The sequence below is a fragment of the Streptomyces sp. NPDC057136 genome, from assembly GCF_042670885.1.
Classification (GTDB): Bacteria; Actinomycetota; Actinomycetes; order Streptomycetales; family Streptomycetaceae; genus Streptomyces.
On sequence record NZ_JBHUUV010000039.1, the window covers coordinates 16366 to 40810 of the forward strand.

A 24445-nucleotide genomic window follows, 5' to 3' on the forward strand; every position below is an offset into this window, starting at 1 on the left:
CCCGTCACGTCACGCGCGAGCCCTCAGACGACCGCGCCGCGCCCCGGGTCGTCCTCGTCCTCGTCGTCGTGGGGCATCCGCGCCACCAGCGTCGCGAAGCCGCCGAGGAAACCACCGATACAGAGCGCGGTGAGCCACCACGTCATCTCCCACTGCAACAGCACGGCGATCAGCAGCAGGACCGGGCCACCGACGACCGCGAGCCAGGCGAACTTCGCCGTGACATCGGCCTCCGGCAGCGGCGGCGGCTCCGGCGGGACGAAATGCCCCTCCCCGCTGTCGTCGGGGCCGTCGATGTCGCCGTTCTTGGGCTCATCCACCTCGTAGTCGCGCGGCCCGGCGACACCGGGAGCGAAGACGACGGAACTGCCCAGCGCCTTCTTCTCCGGAGGCTTCGCGGGCTTGGGCGACTTCGGCTTGCCCGCACCCTTGTCCGCGTCGTCGCCCGTGCCGTCGCCCGTGCCCGCGTCCGGCTCCAGGACGTTGAGCTGGTCGTCCTCCAGCAGTGCCAGATCCTCGATCGACTTGAAGGGCTTGGCGCCCGGCGGGTCCGGCGGCTCCTCGCCGTACCCCGCGACGATGGCCTCCCAGGCCGCGTCCTCGTCGACCGCCCGGGCGTCCTCGGTCCCCTCGGGGACACCGGTGCCCTCCGTGGGACGCGGTTCGCGCTCCTCGTCACTGCCTGTGCGCTCCGAGTCGTGCTCAGCCACCGGACGTGCTCCCCTTCTTCCCGACGCTGGGTGCGAGGCGGCCGACGAACGAGTAGCTCTCCTCGAAGATCCGCTCCGCATCATGGTCCAACGTCGCCACGTGGTAGCTCTGTTCCAGCAGGATCTCCTCGACATCCGTCGACGACACCCGGCTCAGGATCCGGGCCGAGTCGGCGGGCGGGACCACATGGTCCTGCGGGCTGTGCAGCAGCAGGAGCGGCTGGGTGACCTGCGGCAGCTCGGCGTCGACCAGGCGGAAGAAATTGCGTACCGAATGGGCCGCGTGCAGCGGCACCCGGTCGTAGCCGGTCTCCTCGACGCCCTCCAGCGCGATATCGCTGGTGAGGCCCTTGGTCGTACGTACCAGATGGCGGGCGACCGGCAGGGCGTACGCCGAGAGGCCGTGCACCTTGTTCGCCGGATTCACCAGCACCAGGCCCGTGATCGCGTCCCCGTGCTTCGCCGCCAGCCGCAGTGACAGCGCACCGCCCATGGACAGTCCGAAGACGAAGACCTGGCTGCACCGCTCCCGCAGGACGCGCAGCTCCCGGTCCACCTCCGCGTACCAGTCCTGCCAGCCGGTGATGGCCATGTCCTCCCAGCGGGTGCCGTGTCCGGGCAGCAGCGGGAGCGAGACGGTCAGCCCCCGCTCCGCGAGGTAGTCGGCCCAGGGGCGCAGCGACTGCGGCGAGCCGGTGAATCCGTGACAGAGAAGGACGCCGACCTCTCCGCCCTCGTGGCGGAACGGCTCGGCTCCAGGGAGGACCGGCACCGGGGGTCTCCTGTTCGTGAGGCTGTGACGGGTGAATAGGGCGGGTGACGCGCGCGTGAGCGGGTGGAGCGGTGGGGCTCAAAGGGTGTGCGAAGAAGGATTACTTCACCGTACGCGACCGGACCGACACCGACCAGGGCCGTCACCGGTCACAGCGCGGGAACGGCCGTGTCTCCGGCGGGGCCACGGCCCCGTGCCGGGCGGGAGCGCGCACGATCCCACAGGTTAAGGTCTGATCGACAGCACACAGGAGGCACTCGAGTTGATCTACGGCGCAATGAAGTTCTCCATCGGCGGCTCTCTGAAGCTCGCCTTCAGGCCGTGGGTGGAGGGCCTGGAGAACATCCCCGCACAGGGGCCTGCGATCCTCGCGAGCAATCATCTGTCGTTCTCCGACTCGTTCTTCCTGCCGGCCGTACTCGACCGCAAGGTCACCTTCATCGCGAAGGCCGAGTACTTCACGGCTCCCGGGGTGAAGGGAAAGCTGACCGCGGCCTTCTTCAAGGGCGTCGGCCAGCTCCCGGTGGACCGCTCCGGGGCCCGCGGCGCCGGTGAGGCGGCCATCAAGGCGGGCATCCAGGTCATCGAGAGCGGCGGGCTCTTCGGTATCTACCCCGAGGGCACCCGCTCGCCCGACGGCCGTCTCTACCGCGGCAAGCCCGGTGGCCTCGCCCGGGTGGCCCTCGCCACCGGGGCGCCCGTCATCCCTGTCGCGATGATCGACACGGAGAAGATCCAGCCGCCCGGTCAGGTGATGCCCAAGCTGATGCGACCGGGCATCAGGATCGGCAAGCCGCTCGACTTCAGCCGCTACCAGGGCATGGACGGCGACCGCTTCATCCTGCGTTCGGTGACCGACGAGGTCATGTACGAGATCATGAAGCTCTCCGGCCAGGAGTACGTCGACATCTACGCGACGGCGGCCAAGCGCCAGATCGCCGACGAGGCGAAGCACCGGGCCGAGGACGAGAAGCGCGCACAGAAGCAGGGAAACGCCGCGGACACCGCGGAACGGGACGGAACGGACAGGTCCGGCGCGTAGTCGCGTCGCTGTCCGTCCGGGGGGTGGGGAAGATGACCAAGCGCGAGCGGGTCGTACGAATGTCCGTGGAGCAGCCGCTGTGGCGTGCTCTGACCGCGTACCGCCTGCTGACCATGGTCTACGCAGTGCTTCTCACGGCCGTCGGCCGTGAGAAGTACGAGCGACTGTGGGTGGCCGTCGTCTATCTGGCCGTGATGGTCCTGTGGACCTTCGCCACCCTCCCCAGGGTCGCCAACGCCGCGTGCTGCACCAAGCGTTTCCTCGGCGCGGACCTCGTGATCGCCCTCACCGGCATCCTCCTCACCCCGCTCGCCGACTTCCAGGCCCAGCACGTCGACGGCCCGACCCTCCCGTCGATCTGGACGGCCGGTTCCGTCCTGGCGTTCGCCATCAAGGGCGGCTGGCGGTGGGCGGCCTTCGCCTCCACCTTCGTCGCCGTCGCCAACATCGTCGAGCGCGGCGAACCCAGCAGGGACACCTTCCACAACGTCCTGCTGGTCTGGGTCGCCTCCATCGCCATCGGTTACGTCGTCGAGGTGGCCCGCGCCAGTGAACGCACCCTGGCCCGTGCCCTGGAGATCGAGGCCGCAACCCGCGAACGGGAGCGCCTGGCCCGCGACATCCACGACAGCGTGCTCCAGGTCCTCGCGATGGTGCAGCGCCGCGGCTCGGCGCTCGGCGGCGAGGCCGCCGAGCTGGGAAGGATGGCCGGCGAACAGGAAGTCGCCCTGCGCACCCTCGTCTCCACCGGCCTCGTCCCCACCACCCGGGTCTCCGAGGACGCGGCCGACGGCGCCGTCGTCCGTACCGTCGAGGTCGACGAGAGCAGGGCCGGGGGAGCCGACTGCGATCTGCGCGCCCTGCTCGCGCCGCACGCGGGCTCCCGGGTCAGCTTCGCGGAACCGGGTGCTCCGGTGCTGCTGCCGCCGGACGCCGCACGGGAGCTCGCCGCCGCTGTCAGCGCCGCCCTGGACAATGTGCGGGTGCACGCGGGACAGGATGCTCAGGCATGGATTCTGGTCGAGGACGAGCGGGACGAAGTGATCGTGACCGTCCGGGACGACGGCCCGGGCATCCCGGAGGGCAGGCTCGCCCAGGCGGAGGGGGAGGGCCGGCTCGGGGTGGCCCTGTCGATCCGCGGGCGGCTGCGTGACCTGGGCGGCACGGCCGTGTTGATTTCGGTGCCCGGCCAGGGCACGGAGGTCGAGTTGAAGATTCCGAAAGTTTCACGGGGGAAGGCAGGATCGGCCCGATGACTACACCGAACGCGCAGGATGCCCAGGAGCGGCCCACCAGGGTCATGGTCGTCGACGACCACCCCATGTGGCGTGACGCGGTCGCCCGAGATCTGGCCGAGTCCGGCTTCGACGTGGTGGCGACCGCCGGCGACGGCCCGCAGGCGGTCCGCCGGGCGAAGGCCGCCAGGCCCGATGTCCTCGTCCTCGACCTGAATCTGCCGGGGATGCCCGGCGTCCAGGTATGCAAGGAACTCGTCGGCTCCCATCCCGGACTGCGGGTCCTGGTGCTCTCCGCGAGCGGTGAGCACGCCGATGTCCTGGAGGCGGTGAAGTCGGGTGCCACCGGCTATCTGCTGAAGTCCGCCAGCACCCAGGAGCTGACCGACGCCGTGCGCTCCACCGCCGTCGGCGACCCGGTCTTCACTCCGGGCCTCGCCGGTCTGGTCCTCGGCGAATACCGCAGGCTCGCCTCCGACCCGGTCCCCGTGGCGTCCAACGAACCGAAGGCTCCGGAGCTCACCGACCGCGAGACGGAGGTGCTGCGGCTGGTCGCCAAGGGACTCTCGTACAAGCAGATCGCCGAGCGGCTCGTCATCTCCCACCGCACCGTCCAGAACCACGTGCAGAACACCCTCGGCAAGCTCCAGTTGCACAACCGGGTGGAGCTCGTGCGGTACGCGATCGAGCGCGGCCTCGACGACGTCGGCTGAGCGGCGCCCCGGGGGCCCCGGCCGTATATTCGCGAGGACCGGCACGGGTGCGAAAAGCGGGAGACGTCGTGGAAATCCTGGCCTTCGGTGTGCAGTCCGACGAGAAGCCCCTGATCGAGAACGCCTTCGCCGGACAGCACGAGGTCCGGTGCCTGGACGTCTTCCTGAACAGGGACACCGCACCGATCGCGGCGGGCTACGAGATCATCTCCACCAGCGTCAACGCCGACCTCAGCGGCAAGGTCCTCCAGACCCTCGCCGCGGGCGGCACACAGATGATCGCCCAGCGCTCCACGGGCTTCAACAACATCGACCTCGACGTCGCCGAACGCCTGGCCCTGCGCGTCGCCCGCGTCTCGTACTACTCGCCGTACTCCGTCGCCGAATTCGCCTGGACCCTCGCGATGGCGGTCAACCGGCGCATCATCCGCGCCGCGAGCCGCACCCGGGACTTCGACTTCCGTCTCGACGGCCTCCTCGGCCGCGACATGCGCGGACGCACCGTCGGAGTGCTCGGCACCGGGAAGATCGGCGAGGCGTTCACCCGGATCGCCCACGGCTTCGGCATGAAGCTGCTGGGCTGGGACGTCACCGAGAACCCGGCGTGCCTGGAGCTCGGCATGAAGTACGTCGAGAAGGACCGGCTCCTCGCCGAGGCCGACCTGATCAGCCTGCACGTACCGCTGCTGCCCGCGACCCACCACCTCATCGGCAAGGACGCCCTGGCCGCGATGAAGGACGACGCGATCCTGATCAACTCCAGCCGCGGCGGACTCATCGACACCACGGCCCTGGTCGCCGAGCTGCGGGCGGGCCGCTTCACCGGTGTGGGACTCGATGTGTACGAGGCGGAGGCCGGGCTCTTCTTCCTCGACAAGTCCCTGGAAGGCATCGACGACGACACCCTGGCCAGGCTGGTCACCTTCCCGAACGTCGTCGTGACCTCGCACCAGGCGTACTACACGCGGGACGCGGTGTGCCAGATCGTCGAAGCCACCGTGCAGAACGTCGCCGACTACCTGGCAGGCCGCCGCAGCGACAACGTCCTCGTGCCGGCCCTGCCCGCGAACTGAGGCCCCGGCCGGCCGCCGGGGCCCGCGCCCCCTCCGTCAGCTGAGCACCGGCAGCCCCGCCAGCAGCTCCGTCACGATCGCGGCCCCGCGCAGCGTCAGCACCGACTCCGGGTGGAACTGCACCGAAGCGAAGCCCTTCCCGCGCAGCGCGTGCAGCTCACCGGTCTCCGTGTCCCGGCTCGCCTCGATGGAGTGCGCGGCCAGCTCGGCGGCCGTCGACTCGTCGCAGCGGGCCGTGAAGCTGTTGTAGAAACCGACGGTCTCCGGACGGCCGAACAGCTCGATCCGGGTCTGGGCACCCTGGTACGGCACAGCCTTGCGGACGATCTCCACGCCCAGTTCCGCCGCGATCAGCTCATGCCCGAGGCAGACACCCAGCAGCCCGTGCCGGTGGTCCCTGAGCAGCTCGGCGGCCAGTTCGCGCAGCAGCCGCATCTTCGGATCGGCGGCGTCGGCGGGATTCCCGGGCCCGGGGCCAAGCACGACGGGCCCCTCGTGCGCCCGTACGGCCTCGCGCAGCCCCGGCTCGTCGTACCGCCGCACCGACACATCAAGACCCGACGACCGCAGAAGATGGGCCAGCATCGCGGTGAAGGTGTCCTCGCCGTCCACCACGAGGGCGTGACCGGACAGCTCCCGCGTACGTTCCTGCATCCTCAGCCAGAACGGCGCGAGCCCGCCGCGCCGGTCGTCCAGCGCCGCCTGCACCCGCGGGTCGGAGGCCAGCTGTGGACGGGTTGCCTCCGCGTGCGGCGGCCCCGGCCGCACGCCCAGGGCCGCCAGCACCCCGGCGGCCTTGGCGTGGGTCTCGGCGACCTCGCTCTCCGGGTCCGAATGGCGTACGAGCGTGGCGCCGACCGGCACCTTCAGCCGGCCGTCGGCCGAGATGTCGGCGGTGCGGATCAGGATCGGCGAGTCCAGGGTCTGCGCCCCGTTCGCGTCGAGGCGCAGGAGGGCCAGCGCGCCCGCGTAGTAGCCGCGGCCATCTGGTTCGTACCGCTCGATGACCCGGCAGGCGTTCTGCACGGGGGAGCCGGTGACCGTCGCCGCGAACATGGTCTCCTTGAGGACCTCCCGGACGTTCAGCGAGGAGCGCCCGCGCAGTTCGTACTCGGTGTGCGCGAGGTGGGCCATCTCCTTGAGCCGCGGGCCGATCACGACCCCGCCCATGTCGCCCACGGTGCACATCATCTTCAGTTCCTCGTCGACCACCATGGAGAGCTCCTCGGTCTCCTTGCGGTCGCCGAGGAAGGCCAGCAGGCTTGTCGCCGTGGGCCCGTCGGCGGGGTAGCGGTAGGTGCCGCTGATCGGGTTCATCACGACCGTGCCACCGGACATCCGTACATGCACCTCGGGGCTGGCACCGATCAGCGTCCGGTCCCCGGTGTGGACGACGAACGTCCAGTACGCACCCCGCTCGCCCGACAGCAGCCGCCGGAACAGGGCCAGCGCGTCGGCCCGGCCGAACTCTGGGATCTCGCCGCCGAAGGTCCGCCGGATCACGAAGTTGGCGCCCTCGCCCTGCCCGATCTCGTCCTTGATGACGCGCCGGACGGTGTCCGCGTACTCCGCGTCGGGCACGTCGAAGCCCCCGCCCTCCACGCGCACCTCGTGGACGGGCAGCGCGGCGAGCACCTCGTCGAGCGGCAGCGCGTACGCCTCCTGGGCGAGGAGTACGGACAGCGGAGTGCCGTCGTCGCGGACGTCGAAGCCCCGCTCGGCGATCTGCCGGAACGGGACCAGGGCGAGTGAGGGCTGCTCGCCCACGGGGATGTCGGCGAGGCGGTCCACTTCCCGGACCCGGCCGATCAGTACGTCGACGGTGTCGTGGTCGTGGCCGGGGGTACGCCTGCGCAGCAGCGCGAACGGCGGGCAGTCGTCGCGGAGCAGTCTCCGGACGAGGTCGGTTGCGCGGTCGGGCATGGGTGTTCCTTCCGATGAGGAGGAGGAACGGCCCCGAAACGCAGAGAAGGCCGCCCCCCGGGCGGCCTTCGCGAAGTGTGTACGCGCGATGAGTCAGCGGGCCGCCGGATGAGCGGTCCACCACCAGTTCTGGATTGTCTGCGCGAACATGCCGTGGATCGTAGCGCACGGTGGCCTGGCGGAGCTCCCCTCGTGCCCCGTGGCGCGGACCTTCGGACGAGGCGACTTCGGACGGTCTGTCTCATCAGGCGAGCGAGTGCCGGCCGGGGAGCGGCGACCCCGTAGTCTTGCTGTCGTGATCGTGAAAGCTGAATCCCGAAGCGTCGCCGACAAGGCGACCTGGCGAGACCTTCCCGCGGCGCAGCAGCCCGAGTACCCCGACTCCGAGGCCCTGCGCGATGTGCTCGCGGACCTCGAGTCGTATCCGCCGCTCGTCTTTGCCGGCGAGTGCGACCAGCTGCGTGCCCGCCTGGGAGCCGTCGCCAAGGGCGAGGCGTTCCTGCTGCAGGGTGGCGACTGCGCCGAGGCGTTCGACGCCGTGTCGGCCGAGCACATCCGAGCCAAACTCAAGACGTTGCTCCAGATGAGCGCCGTCCTCACCTACGCGGCCTCCGTACCGGTCGTGAAGATCGGCCGGATCGCCGGTCAGTACTCCAAGCCGCGCTCCAAGTCGACCGAGACCCGCGACGGCGTGACCCTGCCGACCTACCGCGGCGACTCCGTCAACGGCTTCGACTTCACCGAGGCCGCCCGCATCCCGGACCCCCAGCGGCTGAAGCAGATGTACCACGCATCCGCTTCCACGCTGAACCTGGTCCGCGCCTTCACCACCGGCGGTTACGCCGACCTGCGCCAGGTGCACGCCTGGAACCAGGACTTCGTGAGGTCGTCGCCCTCCGGTCAGCGCTACGAGGCCCTGGCCCGCGAGATCGACAACGCGCTGAACTTCATGAAGGCGTGCGGCACGGACCCGGCCGAGTTCAAGGCGGTCGAGTTCTACGCCTCGCACGAGGGCCTGCTGCTGGACTACGAGACGGCGCTGACGCGCACCGACTCGCGCACCGGCAAGCTGTACGACACCTCGGGCCACATGGTGTGGGTCGGTGAGCGCACCCGTCAGATGGACGGCGCGCACATCGAGTTCGCCTCGAAGATCAGTAACCCGATCGGCATCAAGCTCGGCCCGACGACCACCGTCGACGACGCGCTCGGCTACATCGACCGCCTCGACCCCGACCGCGAGCCGGGCCGGCTGACCTTCATCGTCCGCATGGGCGCCGACAAGGTCCGCGACAAGCTCCCCGAGCTCGTCGAGAAGGTCACCGCTTCCGGCGCCACCGTGGTGTGGGTGACCGACCCGATGCACGGCAACACCTTCGAGGCCGCGTCCGGCCACAAGACCCGCCGCTTCGACGACGTCCTCGACGAGGTCAAGGGCTTCTTCGAGGTGCACAAGGGCCTCGGGACGCACCCGGGCGGCATCCACGTCGAGCTCACCGGTGACGATGTCACCGAGTGCGTCGGCGGCGGCCACGAGATTTTCGTGGACGATCTGCACCAGCGTTACGAGACGGCCTGCGACCCGCGGCTCAACCGCAGCCAGTCCCTCGACCTGGCGTTCCTGGTCGCCGAGATGTACCGGGACCAGTAGGAAGTACCGGACTGTACGACTGTGGGGCACGGATCGATGTGATCCGTGCCCCACAGGTCGTTCCGGGGCTTTTACCCACCAGGGGCGGCGGGTAAGGTTAGGTTAGCCTCACCGAAAAGATCGGGGCGGCGCAGCGATCGATCCCGGTGGGAGGTGAACCGCATGTACGTCTGCTCATGTTTCGGAGTGACGGAACAGCAGGTCAAGCAGCATGCGGACGCCGGCGCCTGTACGCCTCGGCAGATAGCCTCCGCTTGCAAGGCGGGTACGGACTGCGGTGGCTGCGTCCGCAGGATTCAGGCACTGCTGGGACGCGGCGACTGCCCGCGCCGCGAGCTGCTCGACCAGAAGCAGGAGCAGGTGGCCGGTTCCGTCGGCGCGACTGCTGCCGTCGCCGGCTCGCCGGTCGTCCGGCTCTCCGACGCGGCCTGAGCCCCTGGCTCAGCTCTCGGGCTGCTCGATCAGCTGGGCGATGTAAAGCGGCTCGCCGAGCTTCTCGACCAGTTCCAGCTGGGTGTCGAGGTAGTCGATGTGGTGCTCTTCGTCCGCCAGGATGGACTCAAAGATATTTGCGGACGTGACGTCGCCCTTGTTGCGCATCAGCTCGATGCCTCGCTTGAGGCGGTCGATCGCCTCCACCTCGACCTGTCGGTCCGCCTGGAACATCTCGGTGACCGTCTGGCCGACCCGTACATGGAAAAGCCGCTGGTAATTGGGCAGGCCGTCGAGAAACAGAATGCGGTCGGTCAGGATCTCGGCGTGCTTCATCTCGTCGAACGACTCTGCCCTGGTGTACTTGGCGAGCTTCGTCCAGCCGAAGTTGTCCTGCATCTTTGCATGCAGGAAATACTGGTTGATGGCAGTCAGTTCGGCGGTCAGCTGTTCGTTCAGGAACTCGAGGACCTCGGGGTCGCCCTGCATCGCAGAGGCTCCTTCCAACCGGTGTACTGGGCAAGTTGGCCGCATCCTTGCATTGCGCTTCCCGGTCGTCCAGTAAGTGCACGCTTAGTATGAGTTGCCCGAATCGACTCTGCCCTGGTCATGACCACCCCTGCCTGTCTGTCACCATGGAGGCATGGGTCAGCCGGAAAGCCGGGAGTACAGCGAATCAGGGCAGTCCGAGCTTCCGCCGGGGCAGCGTCTGCAGCGCGGCTGGCCGGTCACCCACTACGGGCCCGTACCCAAGTTCAAGCCCGACCGCTGGGAGTTCCGGATCTTCGGGGCCACGGCTGACGGCGAGAAACACTGCTGGAATCACCAGGAGTTCACGGCGCTGCCGTTCTCCTCGGTCGTGGCGGACCTGCACTGTGTGACGAAATTCAGCATGGTCGGCGCCGAATGGGGCGGGGTTCTCGCCCGTAACCTCGTGGAGCTCGCACCGCCCGCACCCCATGTCACCCATGTGATGGTGTGGGCCGAGTACGGATTCAGTTCGAATCTCCGCCTGGCCGACTTCGCGGCCGACCGGACCGTATTCGCCACCCACAAGGACGGCGAACTGCTCACCGCCGAACACGGCTTTCCTGTGCGGCTGGTCGTGCCGCATCTCTATGCCTGGAAGGGCCCCAAGTGGGTCCGCGGCATCGAGTACATGACCGCTGACCGCCGCGGTTTCTGGGAAGAGCGCGGCTATCACAACATCGGTGACCCGTGGAGCGAGCAGCGCTACTCCTACCAGGAAGAGCCCGGGGACGGCCCCGAGCTCTGAACTGCGAGCCTCCGCGCCTCAGTGGTGGTACTGGTGCACCACGGCGTGGCCCTTGCCGCGGCCGATCATCCACTTGTTGACCGGCACCGTGATGACGAAGGCGGCGGCCAGCGCGATGGCCAGGACGATCCAGAACATCGCGTCACCCAAATGGGCGTCCATGGCCCCCGGCCACAGGGCGATCACGCCGTTGTCGATCAGTTCCATCACCGCGATCGAGAGGGTGTCGGCCGCGAGGGCGACCCTGAACGCCGTACGGAAGTCGACGCCGGCCTTCAGGATGCCGCGCAGGGTCAGCGCGTAACCGAAGAAGAACGCCAGGACGATCGCGAGCACCATCGTCTGCGTATTGGTCCAGCCGAGTGCGGTGCCGATCACCATGCCGAGGATCTCGCCGATGGCGCAGCCGGTGAGGCAGTGCAGGGTGGCCTTGGCGGCCATCGCCCAGCTGACCTTGCCGTCCGCACCGCCCATGTGGTGAGCGTGCCCGCCGTGTCCCGCGTGCGCGTCGTGTGCCTGGTGGTCGTGTCCGGCGTGCGGGTCGTGCTGGGTGTCGTGGTCGTGCTGCATGGTTTCCCCCAAAGCCGGATAACGGTTCCTGTCGACAACAGGAACCGTATACCCCCTAGGGGTATTCCTCAAGGGTGTGCAGGACCGCGCAGCTCCTTCAGCCGGGCCACGTCCGCCGCATGCCCCGCCTTGCCGCCGGGCGTCTCGATGATCAGGGGTACGCCGTCGGTGGCCGGGTGGGAGAACAGCTCACGGAACGGCTCCGCACCGATGTGACCCGCGCCGATGTTCTCGTGCCGGTCCTTGTGCGCCCCCACCACGTCCTTGGAGTCATTGGCGTGGATCAGCTTCAGCCGGCCCTCGCCGACGGTGTCCACCAGCAGATCGAGGGTCTGACGCATACCCGAGGGGCCGGTCAGATCGTGCCCCGCCGCGTAGATGTGGCAGGTGTCCAGGCAGATGCCCAGCTTGGGATGGGAGTCCAGCGCCTCGAAGTACGGGCCGAAGTCCCAGGTCCGCGAGCAGAGCGAGAAGCCCTGCCCCGCCGTCGACTCCAGCAGCAGATACGGGTCGTCGTCATGCGTCAGCTCGTCGACCAGCGGCCTCATGTGCCTGCGCACCTGCGCGAGGGCTTCCGCGGGGGGACGCCCGCCGGTCGCCGACCCCGTGTGCACGACGACGCCCAGCGCACCGATCTCCCTGGCCCTGCGCAAGGAGTGGCGCAGCGACTCCACCGACCGCTCGACCGTGGCCTCGGTGTGCGAGCCGAAATTGATCAGATACGGGGCGTGGACGTACGCCGGGATCGACCCGGCCGCGCACTCCGTGCGGAACAGCTCGTCCTGCGCAGGATTCCCGGGCGGCGTCGCCCAGCCGCGCGGATTGGCGGCGAAGACCTGCACGGCCTCCGCGCTCAGCTCGCGCGCGTAGTCGAGGCCGACCTTGGCGAGACCGCCCGCCACCGGGACATGGGCGCCTACCGGGTTTCGCATGTGGATCTACAGTCCCTTGGTCCTGATCGTGATCGTGGAGCCCTCGGCGGCCTCTTCGCCGCCGTCGACGGACTGCTTCTCGATGGTGTCGCTGAAGGACAGGAACGGCCGGTCGACCTCGACCTCGAACCCCGCCTCTTCCAGTGTGCTCCTGGCCCCGTCGACATCCATGCCCGTGACGTCCGGGACGTCGAGCATCCGCGGCCCCTTGGAGACCGTGAGCTCCACGGAGTCGCCCTCGGCCGCCTCGGCGCCCTCTGCCGGTGACTGCTCGGCGATGTCGCCCGCGACCTCGGCGGAGTTCACACGGCCGGGCCGGACCTCGGCCTTCAGACCCTCCTCCGCCAGCGCGGCGGTGGCGTCCTCGACGGAGAGTCCGGTGACGTCCGGGACATCGATCGGGCTGCCCTTGCTGACCACCAGGGCGACGGCGGACTCGGAGTGGCGCTCGGTGCCGGCCTCGGGGTCCGTACGGACCACTTCGCCCCGCGCCACGTCCTCGCTGAACTCCCGGGTCACCATCCCGGGCACCAGACCGGCTTCCTTCAGGTCACGCCTGGCATCGGCGAGAGTGACGCCCTCGACATCGGGGACGTCCACCATCTCCGGGCCCCGGGAGACGACGAGCCGCACGGAGCCGTTGCCCCGGATGCGCTCGCCGGAACCCGGATCGCTGCTCATCACCGTGCCACGGGCGGCGGTGTCGCTGTAGGCGCGGTCGATGCGCTTCACGTCGAGACCGGCGTCATCGAGCCGCTGCTCGGCGGTCTTCTGGGTCTGGCCCAGCAGCGAGGGGACCTGGGTGAACTGTCCGGAGTTGATGTACCAGACACCCGCGCCGACGCCCAGCACCAGCAGGACGGCGGCGAGCGCGGCGACTATTCCGCGCCGGGGGTTCCAGCCGAAGAGCCCGCGTCGGCCGGGCCCGGTCCGCCGGGGCGGCAGGGGCGGCGGCATCTCCAGCCGGCTGGTGTGGTGGGTGGTGCCCTGGCCGGGCGGGAGCATGCGGGGGATCACGCTCGTACGGTCGTCGGCGGCGTCGTGCTCCTCGCTGCGGGCCTGCGGGGGCTTCGCGTCGAGCTGCTCGTCGGTGAGGGCGGACCGGCACTCCCGCGCCTCGGCCAGCAGCACCACCGCGTCCTGCGGACGCACCTCGGGATTACGGGCGGTGGCGCTCGCCACCAGAGCGTCCAGCTCCACCGGGAGCCCCGGGACGACCGCGGACGGGGCCGGGACGTTCTCGTTGAGGTGCTGGTAGATGACCTGGGCGGCGGTGTCCCCGGTGTGCGGCTTGCTGCCGGTCAGCATTTCGTAGAGGACGACCCCGCACGCGTACACATCGGCCCGGGTGTCGGCCGTGCCGTGCTCGATCTGTTCGGGTGCGAGATACGACACGGTGCCCAGGAGCGACCCGGTGGTCTCGGTGACGGTGCCCACGGCCCGTACGAGCCCGAAGTCGGCGACCTTCACCCGGCCGTCGTCCCCTATCAGGACGTTCTCCGGCTTCATGTCGCGGTGCACGAAGCCCGCGCGGTGTGCGGCTCCGAGAGCGGCCAGGACCGGCTCCATGATGTCCAGAGCGGCCCGGGGCTGCAGGGCACCGCGCTCGCGCAGGACGTCACGCAGGGTGCACCCCGCGACGTACTCCATCGCCAGGTAGACGTACGCCCCCTGGGCGCCCTGGTCGAAGACCGCGACGACATTGGGGTGCGCGAGCCTGGCCACGGACTTGGCCTCGCGGATGAAGCGCTCGACGAACGAGGCGTCGGTCGCGAGTGCCGGGTGCATCACCTTGAGCGCGAGCACCCGGTCGAGCCGGGTGTCCATGGCCCGGTAGACCGTGGCCATGCCACCGACGGCGATCCGCGCGTCGACGCGATAGCGGCCGTCGAGCAGCTGCCCGATCATGGGGTCCTGGAGGGTCGTATCCACGCACCGAGTCTACGAGCCGCCGCCGACACGGCCGACGGTCCGGGCAGCTCCGGGGCGCTACTGCAGCCGAGCCGTGACAGGGACACGCTCCAGGGCCCTAGAACGCCGGACGCTCCGGGTCCAGTACGGCACGGCCCTCGCCCGGGGACGAGGCCTCGGCAAAGTGGCGGCGCGGAATCCGGCCCGCCCGGAACGCCAGGCGCCCGCCCTCCACCGCATGCCTCATGGCACCCGCCATCAGCTCCGGCTCCTGCGCCCGGGTCACCGCGGACGCCAGCATCACCGCCGAGCAGCCCAGCTCCATCGCGAGCGCGGCGTCCGAAGCGGTCCCGGCGCCGGCGTCCAGGATCACCGGCACCCCGGCCCGCTCGACGATCAGCTGGAAGTTGTGCGGGTTACGGATGCCGAGACCGGAGCCGATGGGGGAGCCGAGCGGCATGATCGCCGCACACCCCACGTCCTCCAGCTTCCGGGCCAGCACCGGATCGTCGTTGGTGTACGGCAGGACAGTGAACCCGTCGTCCACGAGGATCTCGGCGGCGTCCAGCAGCTCGATCGGGTCGGGCAGCAGCGTGCGCTCGTCCGCCACGACCTCCAGCTTGACCCAGTCGGTGCCCAGCGCCTCCCGGGCCAGCCGGGCGGTCAGGACGGCCTCGCCCGCGGTGAAGCAGCCCGCCGTGTTCGGCAGGACGCGGATGGAGAGCCGTTCCAGGACGGAGAGGACCGAGCCCCGCACGGTCGGGTCCAGCCTGCGCATCGCCACCGTGGTCAGTTCGGTGCCGGAGGCGAGCAGGGAGCGCTCCAGGACCTCCAGGCTCGGAGCGCCGCCCGTGCCCATGATCAGCCGGGAGGAGAAGGGCGTACCGGCGAGAGTGAAGAGATCGTCGGACATCCGGTCAGCCTCCCTGGACTGCGGTGAGGACCTCGACGCGGTCTCCGTCGGCGAGCGCGGTGGCGGACCACTGGCTGCGCGGGACGACGGTCTCGTTGACGGCCGCGGCCACCCCGGAGTGCGAGACGGTGAGCGTCGCCACGAGGGTGTCCAGCGGGGTGTCGTGGGGAACGCTTCGGCGTTCCCCGTTCACGGAGATCAGAACGGGGCCGGACAGGTGCTCGGTCATGCGGGCTGCTCCTGAGGTACGGGGGCGGCGGAGGGCGAGGGGGTGAAACGGCTGGGTGTGAAGGCGCGGCCCACGTCCGGCAGTTCGCCGGTGGTCAGCACATGCGCCATCACCTCGCCGGTGACCGGGGTCAGCAGCACCCCGTTGCGGTGGTGGCCGGTGGCGAGATGGAGGCCGGGCAGGGCCGTCGGGCCCAGCAGCGGCGCGTTGTCGGGGGAGGCGGGGCGCAGGCCCGCCCGGGTCTCGGTGAGCGGCAGCTCGGTGATGCCGGGCACCAGCTCGTGCGCGTCGCGCAGCAGCTCGTACACCCCGCCCGCCGTGACGGTGGTGTCCCAGCCCAGCTCCTCGCTGGTGGCGCCGACGACCAGCTCGCCGTTCTCCCGTGGGACGAGATAGAGGTGACTGCCGCGGACCACGGCGCGCACCGTCCGGCTGAGGAAGGGGGCGTACGCGGGTGGCACGGTCAGCCGCAGCACCTGGCCCTTGACCGGTCGGACCGGCGGCACGACCTCGTCGGGCAGCCCCGCGAGCCGGCCGCTGAGACTGCCCGCGGCGAGGACGACCTGGTCGGCGGAGAGCTCGGTCCCTCCCGCGAGCACGGCTCCGGCGGCGCGGTCGTGCGTGATGGTCAGCCGCTCGGTCCAGGCCCGGTGGAAGACCACCCCGGCGCGCTCGCAGGCGGTCAGCAGCGCCGCGGCCAGCCGTCGCGGATCGACCTGGTGGTCGCCGTCGACGCGCAGCCCGCCGCGTACGCCCGGGGCCAGCATCGGTTCCAGGCGGCGGCACTCGCGCCCGGTGAGCCACTCGGACGCCAGCCCCGAACGCTGCTGCAACGCGTGCAGTTCGCGCAGATGGGCACGGTCGTCGGAGTCGAGTGCCACGGCCAGGGTGCCGCAGGCGCGGAAGCCGATCTCCTGGCCGCTCGCCTCCTCCAGCTCAGCCGCGAACGCGGGATAGCGGGCGGCGGACGCGACATTGAGGCCGAGCAGGGTCTGCTCGCCGTAGTGGAGTTCGGTGACGGCGGCGAGCATCCCGGCCGCCACTCCGGCGGCTCCGCCGCCCGGCTCGGGATCGGCCACCGCCGTGCGCAGGCCGCGTTGCGCCGCCCGCCAGGCGGTCACCAGCCCGATGATGCCGCCCCCGATGACGAGGACGTCGCATCCGTTTCCGTTCCTTGGAGCACGCATGGGCTTCCAGCCCCTCCCTTCGCCGGCATGACCCGGATCAGGTTCGTACGGTCGGAGGCCGCCCAGCCTCCCTCTCAGCCCGGTGCGTCCGGGCTCCCGCGAGTCTTTTACGTTGGCCACCCTAAACCCCGTCACCCGTGGTCAGTAAGACCCACTGAACGACCTGCTCGGGCCGTCGCGTCCCGGCCTTCGTGCGGGAACCATCATCCTGACGAACCGTCAGGTGCTTAAGGTGGACGGGTGAGCGAGCAGACGGAACAGCAGACAGCGGGACGCCTGACCCGGCACGTCGTGGTCGTCGGGGCGGGCATGGCCGGTGTGCAGACCGCGGTGGCCCTGCGCGAACAGGGCTTCACCGGACCCGTCACGCTGATCGGCGCCGAACCGCATCAGCCGTACGACCGGCCGCCGCTCTCCAAGGCGGTCCTGCTCGGCAAGGCCGAGGACTCCGCCTTCGACATCGACTTCGAGGCGCTCGACATCACCCTGCGTCTCGGGCTCGACGTGACAGGGCTGCGGCCCGGGGCGCACGAACTGGACACCGTGGACGGCCCCGTCCCGTACGACACCCTGGTCGTCGCCACCGGCGCGGAACCGATCGTGCTGCCCGGCTCCGAGGGCGTCCAGGGCGTCCACCTCCTGCGCACCCTCGACGACGCCGCACGGCTGCGGCCCGTCCTGGAGCGGCAGCACGACATCGTGGTCGTGGGGGCGGGCTGGATCGGCGCGGAGTTCGCCACCGCCGCCCGCGCCGCGGGCTGTGCGGTCACCGTCGTCGAGGCGGCCGAGCGCCCCCTCGCGGGCGCCCTGCCCGCCGAGGTCGCCGTCCCCATGGCCCACTGGTACGCGCAGAGCGGCGCCGAACTCCTCACCGGCGCCCGGGTGGCCCGGATCGAACCCGGCGCCGTCGTCCTCGCGGACGGCCGCGTGATCCAGGCCGGGGCGGTGGTCGTGGGCATCGGCGCCCGGCCCGCCACCGGCTGGCTGGCCGGCTCCGGCATCGCACTCGGCCCGGACGGCTCGGTCACCGCGGACAGCGGGCTGCGCAGCTCACTGCCCGATGTGTACGCGGTCGGGGACTGCGCCTCCTTCCCCTCCGCCCGCTACGGCGAACGTCTGCTCGTCCATCACTGGGACAACGCGCTCCAGGGCCCTCGGACCGTCGCCGCCGCCATCGTCGCCACCGACGGTGACGAGCAGCCGCAGCCGTACGACCCGGTGCCCTACTTCTGGTCCGAGCAGTTCGACCGGTTCGTGCAGTACGCGGGCCACCACGCGGGCGCGGACACCCTGCTGTGGCGCGGCGACCCGGCGGAAGCCGCCTGGTCGGTGTGCTGGCTGCGCGAAGGAGTCCTGGTCGCGGTGCTTGCCGTCGGCCGTCCGCGCGACCTGGCGCAGGGGCGCAAACTCATCGAATCGGGCGCCCACGTCGACCCGGAACGGGCCGCCGACCTGGCCGTACCGCTGAAATCGGCGAAGCTCTGACAACGCTCCGACACCACCTCGTGCCCCCATACGGCCGCCCCGGCTACCGACTGTCAGTCCGGGATGGCACGCTTGTCCCTGTGACCGAGATTGACGCAAAGATCGATGCTCTCGTCCCTGCCTGGCTCTACCTCCCCGACATCGCGGAAATGCTCGATATCGAGGTGACGCGCGCGCGGCAGCTGGTCAGGGATGGCCAGCTCATCGCCGTACGACGCGGTGAGAACCGGGCACTCCAGGTGCCTGCCGCCTTCATCGACGGCGACAAGGTGGTCAAGGGCCTCCCCGGGCTCCTGACGGTCCTGAGGGACGACGGCTACAACGACGGAGAGATGCTGGAGTGGCTCTTCACTCCCGACCCGACCCTGCCCGGTACCCCCGCGCAGGCGTTGAGTGAGAATCGCGGTACGGAGGTGAAGCGCCGCGCCCAGGCGCTCGCCGTCTGACCGAGACAACCGCACACGGAGTGCGGGCCGTGCCACACGGCCCGCACTCCGCCGTACCGACGGGGGAACCTCACCATGTCCACGCCTCGCACGCTGCTGTCCGGCGCCCGGCTCTATCTGTGCACGGACGCACGCAAGCGGCAGGGCGACCTCCCCGCGTTCCTGGACGCCGTTCTCAGCTCCGGCGTGGACATCGTCCAACTGCGCGACAAGGGCATGGAGGCCGGGGAGGAGCTCGAACACCTCGCGGTGTTCGCCGACGCCTGTAAGCGCCACGGGAAACTCCTCGCGGTGAACGACCGCGCCGATGTCGCCCACGCCATCGGTTCCCACGTACTGCACCTCGGGCAGGGAGACCTGCCCGTGCCGGCCGCCCGGGCCGTCATCGGCCCGGACATCGTCATCGGCCGTTCCACCCACGCCGAGTCCGAGGTCGACGCCGCGGTGGCCGAGCCCGGCGTGGACTACTTCTGCACGGGCCCCTGCTGGCCCACCCCGACCAAGCCCGGCCGCTACGCACCCGGCCTCGGGCTCGTCCGGTACGCGGCCTCGCTCGACCAGTCACGCCCCTGGTTCGCCATCGGCGGGATCGACGCGGGCAATCTGGACGAGGTGCTGGACGCGGGCGCCCGCCGGGTCGTCGTCGTACGGGCGATCACCGAGGCCGATGATCCCGCCGCTGCCACGGCCCGCCTCGCCGAGCGCATCAGGGCACGCGTCAGCTGAGCAGGGCGGTTGTCCGGGGCCGCGGCCGGGCTGCTGTCCGTGTTGCTGTCCGAAGGGTGGACAACAACCCATTCAATTCGGGCAAATTGCACCGATCTGGTTGGGTGACCGCCCGGCCCTGGTTAACCTCCCAGTATGGCCCTTGGCACACCTTCCACCAGGACGGATCACGCGCGCACCGTGCGTGAGCTGCTCACGACCGGCAAGACCTCGTACTCGTTCGAGTTCTGGGCGCCCAAGACCGAAAAGGGCGAGCGGAACCTCTGGAACGCGCTGCGCCGGGTCGAGGCCGTCGCCCCGAGCTTCGTCTCCGTGACGTACGGGGCCGGTGGCTCCACCCGCTCCGGGACGGTCAGGGCGACGCAGCAGATCGCCGAGGACTCCACGCTGACGCCCGTCGCGCACCTCACCGCCGTCGACCACTCCATCGCGGAACTGCGCAACATGGTCGGCCAGTACGCGGACGCCGGAATCCGGAACATCCTCGCCGTGCGCGGAGACCCGCCCGGCGACCCGATGGGCGAGTGGGTCAAGCACCCGCGAGGTGTGCGGTACGCGGCCGACCTCGTCCGGCTCATCAAGGAATCCGGCGATTTCTGTGTCGGCGTCGCCGCCTTTCCCGAAATGCACCCGCGGTCGATCGACTGGGACACCGACATCGGTCATTTCGTGGACAAGTGCCGTGCCGGTGCCGATTATGCGATCACTCAGATGTTCTTCAATCCGGAAGACTATCTGCGGATGCGTGACCGTGTCGTCGCTGCCGGTTGCGAAACGCCCATCATTCCCGAGGTCATGCCGCTCACGAGCGTCAGGCAGCTGGAAAGGTTCGCCCAGCTCAGCAACGCATCCTTCCCTTCCTCGTTGAAAGAGCGCATCCTCGCCGCCAAGGACGATCCCGCCGCTGTACGCTCCATTGGCATCGAGTTCGCAACGGAGTTCTGCGCGCGGTTGCTCTCCGAGGGTGTCCCCGGACTGCACTTCATTACGCTCAACAACTCGACGGCAACGCTCGAGATCTACGAGAATCTCGGACTGCACAAGCAGTCGTGACCGGCCGTACCCGCCACCACCCGGGGCGGTGGCCGTAGGAGGGGGCGGGCGTGGGCTGGACGGTCCTCTACATCGCATTCGGCATCGTGGCGTTGTGGCTGCTCGGTGAGGTGCTGCTGCAGTACAAGGCGCGGCTGCGCTGGCGGCTCCTCGCCTTCGCCGGATTCCTCGGTGTGGTCATAGGTGTCCTGATCCCGTCCGTGCTGGTGATCGCCCTGGGCGCGATCGCCTTCGCGACCGGTCAGACCTATGTGACGCTTTCCTTCCGGCGGGGCTTCTCCACGGGCTGGGCCATAGGGGGCAGCCCCGGCGAGAGCCGCCGTCGCCGAGGCGGAGCCGAGCGCGCCGACACCAGGGAACCCACCCTCGAGGTCTCCGACCTGGAGTACCAGGGCGCCGAACCGGAAGGTCCCGCCGCGGTCTACGCGCCGGAACCGCTGCCGGACGACACCGGGCAGTACGGCGTGTACACCGAGACCGCCTACGCGGCCACGGGTGCCGGCGGGAGCCGGACGGAGCAGGGCGAAGCCCCGTACGACGCCTACGCGCCCTACCCCGACTACAACCAGCCAGCCCAGGACACCTATGCCGGGCAGGACGGCTACGCCACGCAGGGCACGCCGGGCCAGGACACCTACGCGGGCCAGTACGACTACGGCACGGGCCAGCAGAGCTACGCGGCGTACTCCGACCCGTACATCGGGACCGGCACCACCGGCGGCGCCGCGCCGTACGGCTCGTACGACAGCTACGGCAACGGGTACGACAGCTACGGGGGCCAGCAGCAGTACGCCGAGCCCTACCCGCAGCAGTACGGCGAGACCCCGCCGGGCGGGGTCTGGGTTCCGCAGCAGCGCGAGGCCGAGCAGTACCCGCCGATGCCGCAGCAGGAGCCCGCGGAGCCCGCGCCGTACGGAAACGGGTACGACACCGGTCAGAACGAGCCGTACCGCTACTGATCAGGGCCCCGGGGACTCACCGGGAGCCGCGGAATCCGTCGCCCTCCACGATGAGTCCGGCGACCAGCGCCCCCGACATCCCGGCGTGCGCCAGTCCGCCGCCGGGATGCGACCAGCCGCCCGCCAGATACAGGCCAGGCAGCCGGGTGCGGTTGCCGGGGTGCAGCCAGGCTCCGCCGGCTCCGGCCAGCGCGGGCGCCGGCACCGAACCGCCCTCGGCGCCGGTGTCCGCAGCGGTCTCGGCGGGCGTCCGCACCTCCGCATGGATCACCCGGTCCCGCAGGCCGGGCACGGCGGCGCAGGCCACACCGATCACCGTGTCCGCGAACCGCTCGCGCAGCGCCGCGTCCGTCCAGTCGACCGGGCCGTGCGGAGCCACCGTCGCCATCAACGTCACCGCCTCGTGCGCCTCGTCCGGGCGGGTCGACGGATCGTCGGGCCGCACCACCGTCACGGTCGGCCGCTCGGCGATCCGGCCCCCGAACACGGCATCCCGCTCCTCCGCCCCGTCCGCGCCGTGCACCACGGTCCGGTGCACCGCACCGGGCTCCCGGGCGCCGCGCAACGACAGCAGAACCAGGAACCGGCCCGGCACCGAACCGCTCCCCGGACGCGGCTGCGCCACCACGTCCCCGTCCTGCCACAGCTCCTGACCCGTCACCAGTTCGGGACGCGGCTGCGCGGCCAGCACCACATGATCGGCCTCGGCGCTCTCCCCGTCCGCCAGCTCGACGCCCGCCGCCCGGCCGTCCTTCTCGACGATCCGGACGACCTCGGCCCCGAAGACGAAGGTCACCCGCCGGGCCAGACACCGCTCGTACAGCGCCTCGGCCAGCGCTCGTATGCCCCCGATGACGTACCAACTGCCGAAGGTCTCCTGCATGTACGGCACGAGGGCGGCGCTCGCCGGAGCGTGGCGCGGGTCCAGTCCGTACGACAGGGCGTACCCGTCGAGCAGGGCCGCCAGCCGGGGGTCCGCCAGCTCCCACGCGCCGATCTCCGCCACCGTCCCCGCCTGCAGGGGCGAGCGCAGCAGCCTGCGCTGCCGGACCGCGGGGTAGGGATCGCGGCCGAGGACCTGCCAGTCGGGACGCAGCGGCTCCTCAAGCAGCGGGCGCCGCGAGCGGTCCCAGGCATCCCCGGCCCGGTCCAGGAACGCACCCCAACGGCCCCCGGCGCCCGCCCCGAGCGCCTCGTCCAGAGCGGCGACCACGCCGGCCCGGGAGGCGTTGGGCAGCGACACCGCGGTGCCGTCCGCGAAGACATGACGGCTCGCCGGGTCCACCTGGGTCAGCGTGACGCACTGCTCCAGGGGCTCCTTGCCGGTCTTCACGAACAGATCGCGGTAGACGGCGGGCAGATGCAGCAGAGCCGGCCCGGTGTCGAACGAGAAGCCGTCACGGGCATACCGGCCGACCGATCCGCCGTACGTCGCGGACCGTTCGTACACCGTCACCCGGTGGCCTGCCACGGCGAGCCGGGCCGCCGCCGCCATCGCGCCCGTCCCGGCGCCGATCACCGCAATTCGTGCCATGCCAGTGACCCTAAGGGTTGCCACTGACAGCTCACCAGGGAGGCCGGTGCCCGCGCGCTCCCGCCATGCGTTTCTCCTCGCGCCGCTGCGCCCTGCGGCGCAGGAACCGGCGAATCCGCGAGGCGAGGAAGACGAGTATCACGATCCCGAGAAGCAGCAGCGTCGCGGCGATGGACGCGGCAGCCACCGGATGGAATATGGCGAACGTGATGATCCCGGCGACGCCCAGGTCCTCGGCCGTGCTCACCGCGACATTGCTGAACGGTTCCGGGGAGGTGTTGACCGCCATCCTGGTGCCCGCCTTCACCAGATGGCTCATCAGTGCGGTGGAACCGCCGACGGCCCCGGCCGCGAGCTCCGGCAGCGAACCGCTCTCGCCGGCCAGCAGCGCGGCGACGACCGCCCCGGAAAGCGGCCGGACGACCGTATGCACCGAGTCCCAGGCCGAGTCCACGTACGGGATCTTGTCGGCCACCGCCTCGCACAGGAACAGCACACCGGCCACTACGAGGACATCGGTGCGCTGCAATGAGGCGGGCACCTCGTCGGTGAGGCCGGTCGCACCGAAGATGCCGAGCAACAGGACCACCGCGTAGGCGTTGATCCCGCTCGCCCAGCCACTCGTGAACACCAGGGGGAGTACGGACACGGACGCGATCGTAACCAGACGGGGTCCCGCTCGGGTGGGGTTGCGCACACAGCCCTGAGTATCCGTACCTAGCGGGGGAGATGAGTAGGGACGCGGATAGGCCCTCACCTGCACAGACGGCAGAGTGTGGAGCACGGAAGGGGCGCGGCTCCGGGACCGCCGACACGGGGCGGCGGAACGGAGCGGCATCCCTGACGGAACGGGGGTGCACGGCGGAGGGCCCGGGACCACCGGGGAAGCACGGGGTCACGGGGGAAGGGTTCTCCGGCAGCACGGGAAACGCCGGTCCGGTGGAGTTCGAGGGGGATCGAACTTCACCGGACCGGCGTTTTCGTGTCCGGACGGTGAGGTGCCTCCAGGGCTCCAGGGCTCCGGGGCTCCGGGTCAGCGCCCGCTGACCCTCCCGTGCAGCAGCAGGGACAGCGCCGAGTGCACATCGTCCATCGACCGCTCCGGCTGGAACGCCTGCCAGTCGAGCGCGGCCACGAGCACCATTCCGACGAGCGCGGCCGCGGTCAGCGGAATGTCGATCTCCTCGCTCAGCTCGCCGTTGCGGACGCCTTCCCTGAGCACGTCCTCGACGACGGCCACGGCCTCCTGACGTACCACCAGGAGCGTCGCCTGCCAGGCCCGGTTGGTGCGCCAGAGTTCGGCGACGTACAGCTGGGTGAAGGCCGGGTAGCGGTCGATGAAGGCCAGGCCCGACCGGATCATCGCGTCCAGAGCCTCCACCCGGGTGCCGCCGCGCTCCTCGGTCTCCTCGGAGGCGGAGCGCAACGAGGCCGTGAGCAGCCCGACGCCGTGCCGCAACAGCTCCTCGAAGAGCTCGGTCTTGCTCTTGAAGTTGTAGTAGACCGTGCCCTTGGCGACCCCGGCGCGCTCGGCGATCTCGTCCACCGTGGTGGCGGAGAACCCCTTCTCGGCGATGAGGGTCACCGCTGCCTCGTAGAGCTTCTGCCGGGTGGCCTGGCGGCGCGTGGTGCTACTGCTTTCCATGTGGTCGATTCTCACAGGTCCGGGCGCG

General features: G+C 70.3%; 26 protein-coding genes and 1 riboswitch. Of the genes, 12 read left to right on the forward strand and 14 right to left on the reverse strand.

Annotated elements, in window-relative coordinates:
• Positions 1–23 precede the first annotated feature (23 nt).
• Positions 24–710, reverse strand: coding sequence for a hypothetical protein (locus tag ACFT7S_RS32340; protein WP_382737920.1), 687 nt, complete (start codon positions 708–710; stop codon positions 24–26).
• Positions 703–1482, reverse strand: a complete 780-nt coding sequence (locus tag ACFT7S_RS32345; protein WP_382737922.1) for an alpha/beta hydrolase — start codon at positions 1480–1482, stop codon at positions 703–705. The genes ACFT7S_RS32340 and ACFT7S_RS32345 overlap by 8 nt, the downstream gene beginning before the upstream one ends.
• 262 nt (positions 1483–1744) lie before the next feature.
• Between ACFT7S_RS32345 and ACFT7S_RS32350 the strand changes: the two genes are divergently transcribed.
• From ACFT7S_RS32350 to ACFT7S_RS32365, 4 genes are all read left to right on the forward strand, one after another.
• Positions 1745–2524 (forward strand): lysophospholipid acyltransferase family protein, encoded by a 780-nt coding sequence (locus ACFT7S_RS32350; RefSeq protein ID WP_382737924.1) that lies wholly within the window; start codon positions 1745–1747, stop codon positions 2522–2524.
• A 32-nt stretch (positions 2525–2556) separates the two neighbouring features.
• A complete protein-coding gene (gene macS, locus ACFT7S_RS32355; protein ID WP_382737927.1) occupies positions 2557–3780 on the forward strand; it encodes a MacS family sensor histidine kinase in 1224 nt (407 codons plus the stop codon).
• Positions 3777–4472 (forward strand): response regulator, encoded by a 696-nt coding sequence (locus tag ACFT7S_RS32360; protein WP_382737930.1) that lies wholly within the window; start codon positions 3777–3779, stop codon positions 4470–4472. Before macS ends, ACFT7S_RS32360 begins: the two co-directional genes overlap by 4 nt.
• A 68-nt stretch (positions 4473–4540) precedes the next feature.
• Complete coding sequence (locus tag ACFT7S_RS32365; protein ID WP_382737933.1) at positions 4541–5545, forward strand: 2-hydroxyacid dehydrogenase; 1005 nt, start codon at positions 4541–4543, stop codon at positions 5543–5545.
• A gap of 36 nt (positions 5546–5581) precedes the next feature.
• Here ACFT7S_RS32365 and ACFT7S_RS32370 read toward each other — a convergent pair whose 3' ends face one another.
• Together ACFT7S_RS32370 and ACFT7S_RS32375 are read right to left on the reverse strand one after the other, a co-directional pair.
• Positions 5582–7468: an anthranilate synthase family protein gene (locus ACFT7S_RS32370; protein ID WP_382737936.1), complete on the reverse strand. Its 1887-nt coding sequence runs from the start codon at positions 7466–7468 to the stop codon at positions 5582–5584.
• 93 nt (positions 7469–7561) lie between these two features.
• Entirely contained in the window at positions 7562–7618 is a 57-nt protein-coding gene (locus tag ACFT7S_RS32375) for a trp operon leader peptide (RefSeq protein WP_079159714.1), read from the reverse strand.
• A 145-nt stretch (positions 7619–7763) separates the two neighbouring features.
• Here ACFT7S_RS32375 and ACFT7S_RS32380 point away from each other — a divergent pair, with 145 nt between their 5' ends.
• On the forward strand, positions 7764–9119 hold the full coding sequence (locus ACFT7S_RS32380) for a class II 3-deoxy-7-phosphoheptulonate synthase (protein ID WP_382737938.1): 1356 nt from the start codon (positions 7764–7766) through the stop codon (positions 9117–9119).
• Positions 9120–9281: 162 nt separating this feature from the next.
• A complete protein-coding gene (locus ACFT7S_RS32385; RefSeq protein ID WP_382737941.1) occupies positions 9282–9551 on the forward strand; it encodes a bacterioferritin-associated ferredoxin in 270 nt (89 codons plus the stop codon).
• A 9-nt stretch (positions 9552–9560) separates the two neighbouring features.
• Here the strand turns inward: ACFT7S_RS32385 and bfr are convergent, their stop codons facing one another.
• Entirely contained in the window at positions 9561–10040 is a 480-nt protein-coding gene (gene bfr / locus ACFT7S_RS32390) for a bacterioferritin (protein WP_382737944.1), read from the reverse strand.
• Between the two features lie 154 nt (positions 10041–10194).
• Between bfr and ACFT7S_RS32395 the strand changes: the two genes are divergently transcribed.
• Positions 10195–10827 (forward strand): sulfite oxidase-like oxidoreductase, encoded by a 633-nt coding sequence (locus tag ACFT7S_RS32395; RefSeq protein WP_382737947.1) that lies wholly within the window; start codon positions 10195–10197, stop codon positions 10825–10827.
• A gap of 18 nt (positions 10828–10845) precedes the next feature.
• Here the strand turns inward: ACFT7S_RS32395 and ACFT7S_RS32400 are convergent, their stop codons facing one another.
• The 6 genes from ACFT7S_RS32400 to thiO form a co-directional block, all read right to left on the reverse strand.
• Positions 10846–11397, reverse strand: a complete 552-nt coding sequence (locus ACFT7S_RS32400) for a DUF4396 domain-containing protein (protein ID WP_382737950.1) — start codon at positions 11395–11397, stop codon at positions 10846–10848.
• Between the two features lie 68 nt (positions 11398–11465).
• On the reverse strand, positions 11466–12329 hold the full coding sequence (locus ACFT7S_RS32405) for a deoxyribonuclease IV (protein WP_382737953.1): 864 nt from the start codon (positions 12327–12329) through the stop codon (positions 11466–11468).
• 6 nt (positions 12330–12335) lie between these two features.
• Positions 12336–14261, reverse strand: coding sequence for a Stk1 family PASTA domain-containing Ser/Thr kinase (pknB, locus tag ACFT7S_RS32410; RefSeq protein ID WP_382737956.1), 1926 nt, complete (start codon positions 14259–14261; stop codon positions 12336–12338).
• Between the two features lie 97 nt (positions 14262–14358).
• Positions 14359–15153: a thiazole synthase gene (locus tag ACFT7S_RS32415; RefSeq protein ID WP_382737959.1), complete on the reverse strand. Its 795-nt coding sequence runs from the start codon at positions 15151–15153 to the stop codon at positions 14359–14361.
• Positions 15154–15157: 4 nt separating this feature from the next.
• Positions 15158–15382, reverse strand: coding sequence for a sulfur carrier protein ThiS (thiS, locus tag ACFT7S_RS32420; protein WP_382737961.1), 225 nt, complete (start codon positions 15380–15382; stop codon positions 15158–15160).
• Positions 15379–16569, reverse strand: coding sequence for a glycine oxidase ThiO (thiO, locus tag ACFT7S_RS32425; RefSeq protein ID WP_382737964.1), 1191 nt, complete (start codon positions 16567–16569; stop codon positions 15379–15381). The genes thiS and thiO overlap by 4 nt, the downstream gene beginning before the upstream one ends.
• Positions 16567–16679, reverse strand: a riboswitch (TPP riboswitch). It overlaps the preceding gene by 3 nt.
• A 130-nt stretch (positions 16680–16809) precedes the next feature.
• Here thiO and ACFT7S_RS32430 point away from each other — a divergent pair.
• The 5 genes from ACFT7S_RS32430 to ACFT7S_RS32450 all read left to right on the forward strand — a co-directional run bounded on the left by ACFT7S_RS32430 (position 16810) and on the right by ACFT7S_RS32450 (position 21238).
• Positions 16810–18054: an NAD(P)/FAD-dependent oxidoreductase gene (locus ACFT7S_RS32430; protein WP_382737967.1), complete on the forward strand. Its 1245-nt coding sequence runs from the start codon at positions 16810–16812 to the stop codon at positions 18052–18054.
• Between the two features lie 80 nt (positions 18055–18134).
• Positions 18135–18500: an Rv2175c family DNA-binding protein gene (locus ACFT7S_RS32435; RefSeq protein WP_382737970.1), complete on the forward strand. Its 366-nt coding sequence runs from the start codon at positions 18135–18137 to the stop codon at positions 18498–18500.
• A gap of 75 nt (positions 18501–18575) precedes the next feature.
• Positions 18576–19226 (forward strand): thiamine phosphate synthase, encoded by a 651-nt coding sequence (gene thiE / locus ACFT7S_RS32440; RefSeq protein WP_382737973.1) that lies wholly within the window; start codon positions 18576–18578, stop codon positions 19224–19226.
• A 135-nt stretch (positions 19227–19361) separates the two neighbouring features.
• Positions 19362–20279: a methylenetetrahydrofolate reductase [NAD(P)H] gene (gene metF, locus ACFT7S_RS32445; protein ID WP_382737976.1), complete on the forward strand. Its 918-nt coding sequence runs from the start codon at positions 19362–19364 to the stop codon at positions 20277–20279.
• A gap of 50 nt (positions 20280–20329) precedes the next feature.
• Positions 20330–21238 carry a hypothetical protein gene (locus ACFT7S_RS32450; RefSeq protein WP_382737979.1) on the forward strand — a complete coding sequence of 303 codons (909 nt, stop codon included), beginning with the start codon at positions 20330–20332 and terminating at the stop codon, positions 21236–21238.
• A gap of 16 nt (positions 21239–21254) precedes the next feature.
• On the opposite strand, the gene ACFT7S_RS32455 is transcribed toward ACFT7S_RS32450, so the two are convergent.
• The 3 genes from ACFT7S_RS32455 to ACFT7S_RS32465 all read right to left on the reverse strand — a co-directional run bounded on the left by ACFT7S_RS32455 (position 21255) and on the right by ACFT7S_RS32465 (position 24417).
• Positions 21255–22772, reverse strand: a complete 1518-nt coding sequence (locus ACFT7S_RS32455) for a phytoene desaturase family protein (RefSeq protein WP_382737982.1) — start codon at positions 22770–22772, stop codon at positions 21255–21257.
• A gap of 31 nt (positions 22773–22803) precedes the next feature.
• Complete coding sequence (locus ACFT7S_RS32460) at positions 22804–23421, reverse strand: DUF4126 domain-containing protein (RefSeq protein ID WP_382737985.1); 618 nt, start codon at positions 23419–23421, stop codon at positions 22804–22806.
• A gap of 384 nt (positions 23422–23805) precedes the next feature.
• Positions 23806–24417, reverse strand: coding sequence for a TetR/AcrR family transcriptional regulator (locus tag ACFT7S_RS32465; RefSeq protein WP_382737988.1), 612 nt, complete (start codon positions 24415–24417; stop codon positions 23806–23808).
• Positions 24418–24445: the final 28 nt, after the last annotated feature.

Coding starts and splice junctions, on each gene's coding strand:
- thiE (WP_382737973.1), top strand. CDS start 18,576: ATGTCCACGCCTCGCACGCTGCTGTCCGGCGCCCGGCTCTATCTGTGC.
- ACFT7S_RS32370 (WP_382737936.1), bottom strand. CDS start 7,468: ATGCCCGACCGCGCAACCGACCTCGTCCGGAGACTGCTCCGCGACGAC.
- bfr (WP_382737944.1), bottom strand. CDS start 10,040: ATGCAGGGCGACCCCGAGGTCCTCGAGTTCCTGAACGAACAGCTGACC.
- ACFT7S_RS32400 (WP_382737950.1), bottom strand. CDS start 11,397: ATGCAGCACGACCACGACACCCAGCACGACCCGCACGCCGGACACGAC.
- ACFT7S_RS32385 (WP_382737941.1), top strand. CDS start 9,282: ATGTACGTCTGCTCATGTTTCGGAGTGACGGAACAGCAGGTCAAGCAG.
- metF (WP_382737976.1), top strand. CDS start 19,362: ATGGCCCTTGGCACACCTTCCACCAGGACGGATCACGCGCGCACCGTG.
- ACFT7S_RS32360 (WP_382737930.1), top strand. CDS start 3,777: ATGACTACACCGAACGCGCAGGATGCCCAGGAGCGGCCCACCAGGGTC.
- ACFT7S_RS32415 (WP_382737959.1), bottom strand. CDS start 15,153: ATGTCCGACGATCTCTTCACTCTCGCCGGTACGCCCTTCTCCTCCCGG.
- ACFT7S_RS32395 (WP_382737947.1), top strand. CDS start 10,195: ATGGGTCAGCCGGAAAGCCGGGAGTACAGCGAATCAGGGCAGTCCGAG.
- thiO (WP_382737964.1), bottom strand. CDS start 16,569: ATGCGTGCTCCAAGGAACGGAAACGGATGCGACGTCCTCGTCATCGGG.
- ACFT7S_RS32465 (WP_382737988.1), bottom strand. CDS start 24,417: ATGGAAAGCAGTAGCACCACGCGCCGCCAGGCCACCCGGCAGAAGCTC.
- macS (WP_382737927.1), top strand. CDS start 2,557: ATGACCAAGCGCGAGCGGGTCGTACGAATGTCCGTGGAGCAGCCGCTG.
- ACFT7S_RS32455 (WP_382737982.1), bottom strand. CDS start 22,772: ATGGCACGAATTGCGGTGATCGGCGCCGGGACGGGCGCGATGGCGGCG.
- thiS (WP_382737961.1), bottom strand. CDS start 15,382: ATGACCGAGCACCTGTCCGGCCCCGTTCTGATCTCCGTGAACGGGGAA.
- ACFT7S_RS32405 (WP_382737953.1), bottom strand. CDS start 12,329: ATGCGAAACCCGGTAGGCGCCCATGTCCCGGTGGCGGGCGGTCTCGCC.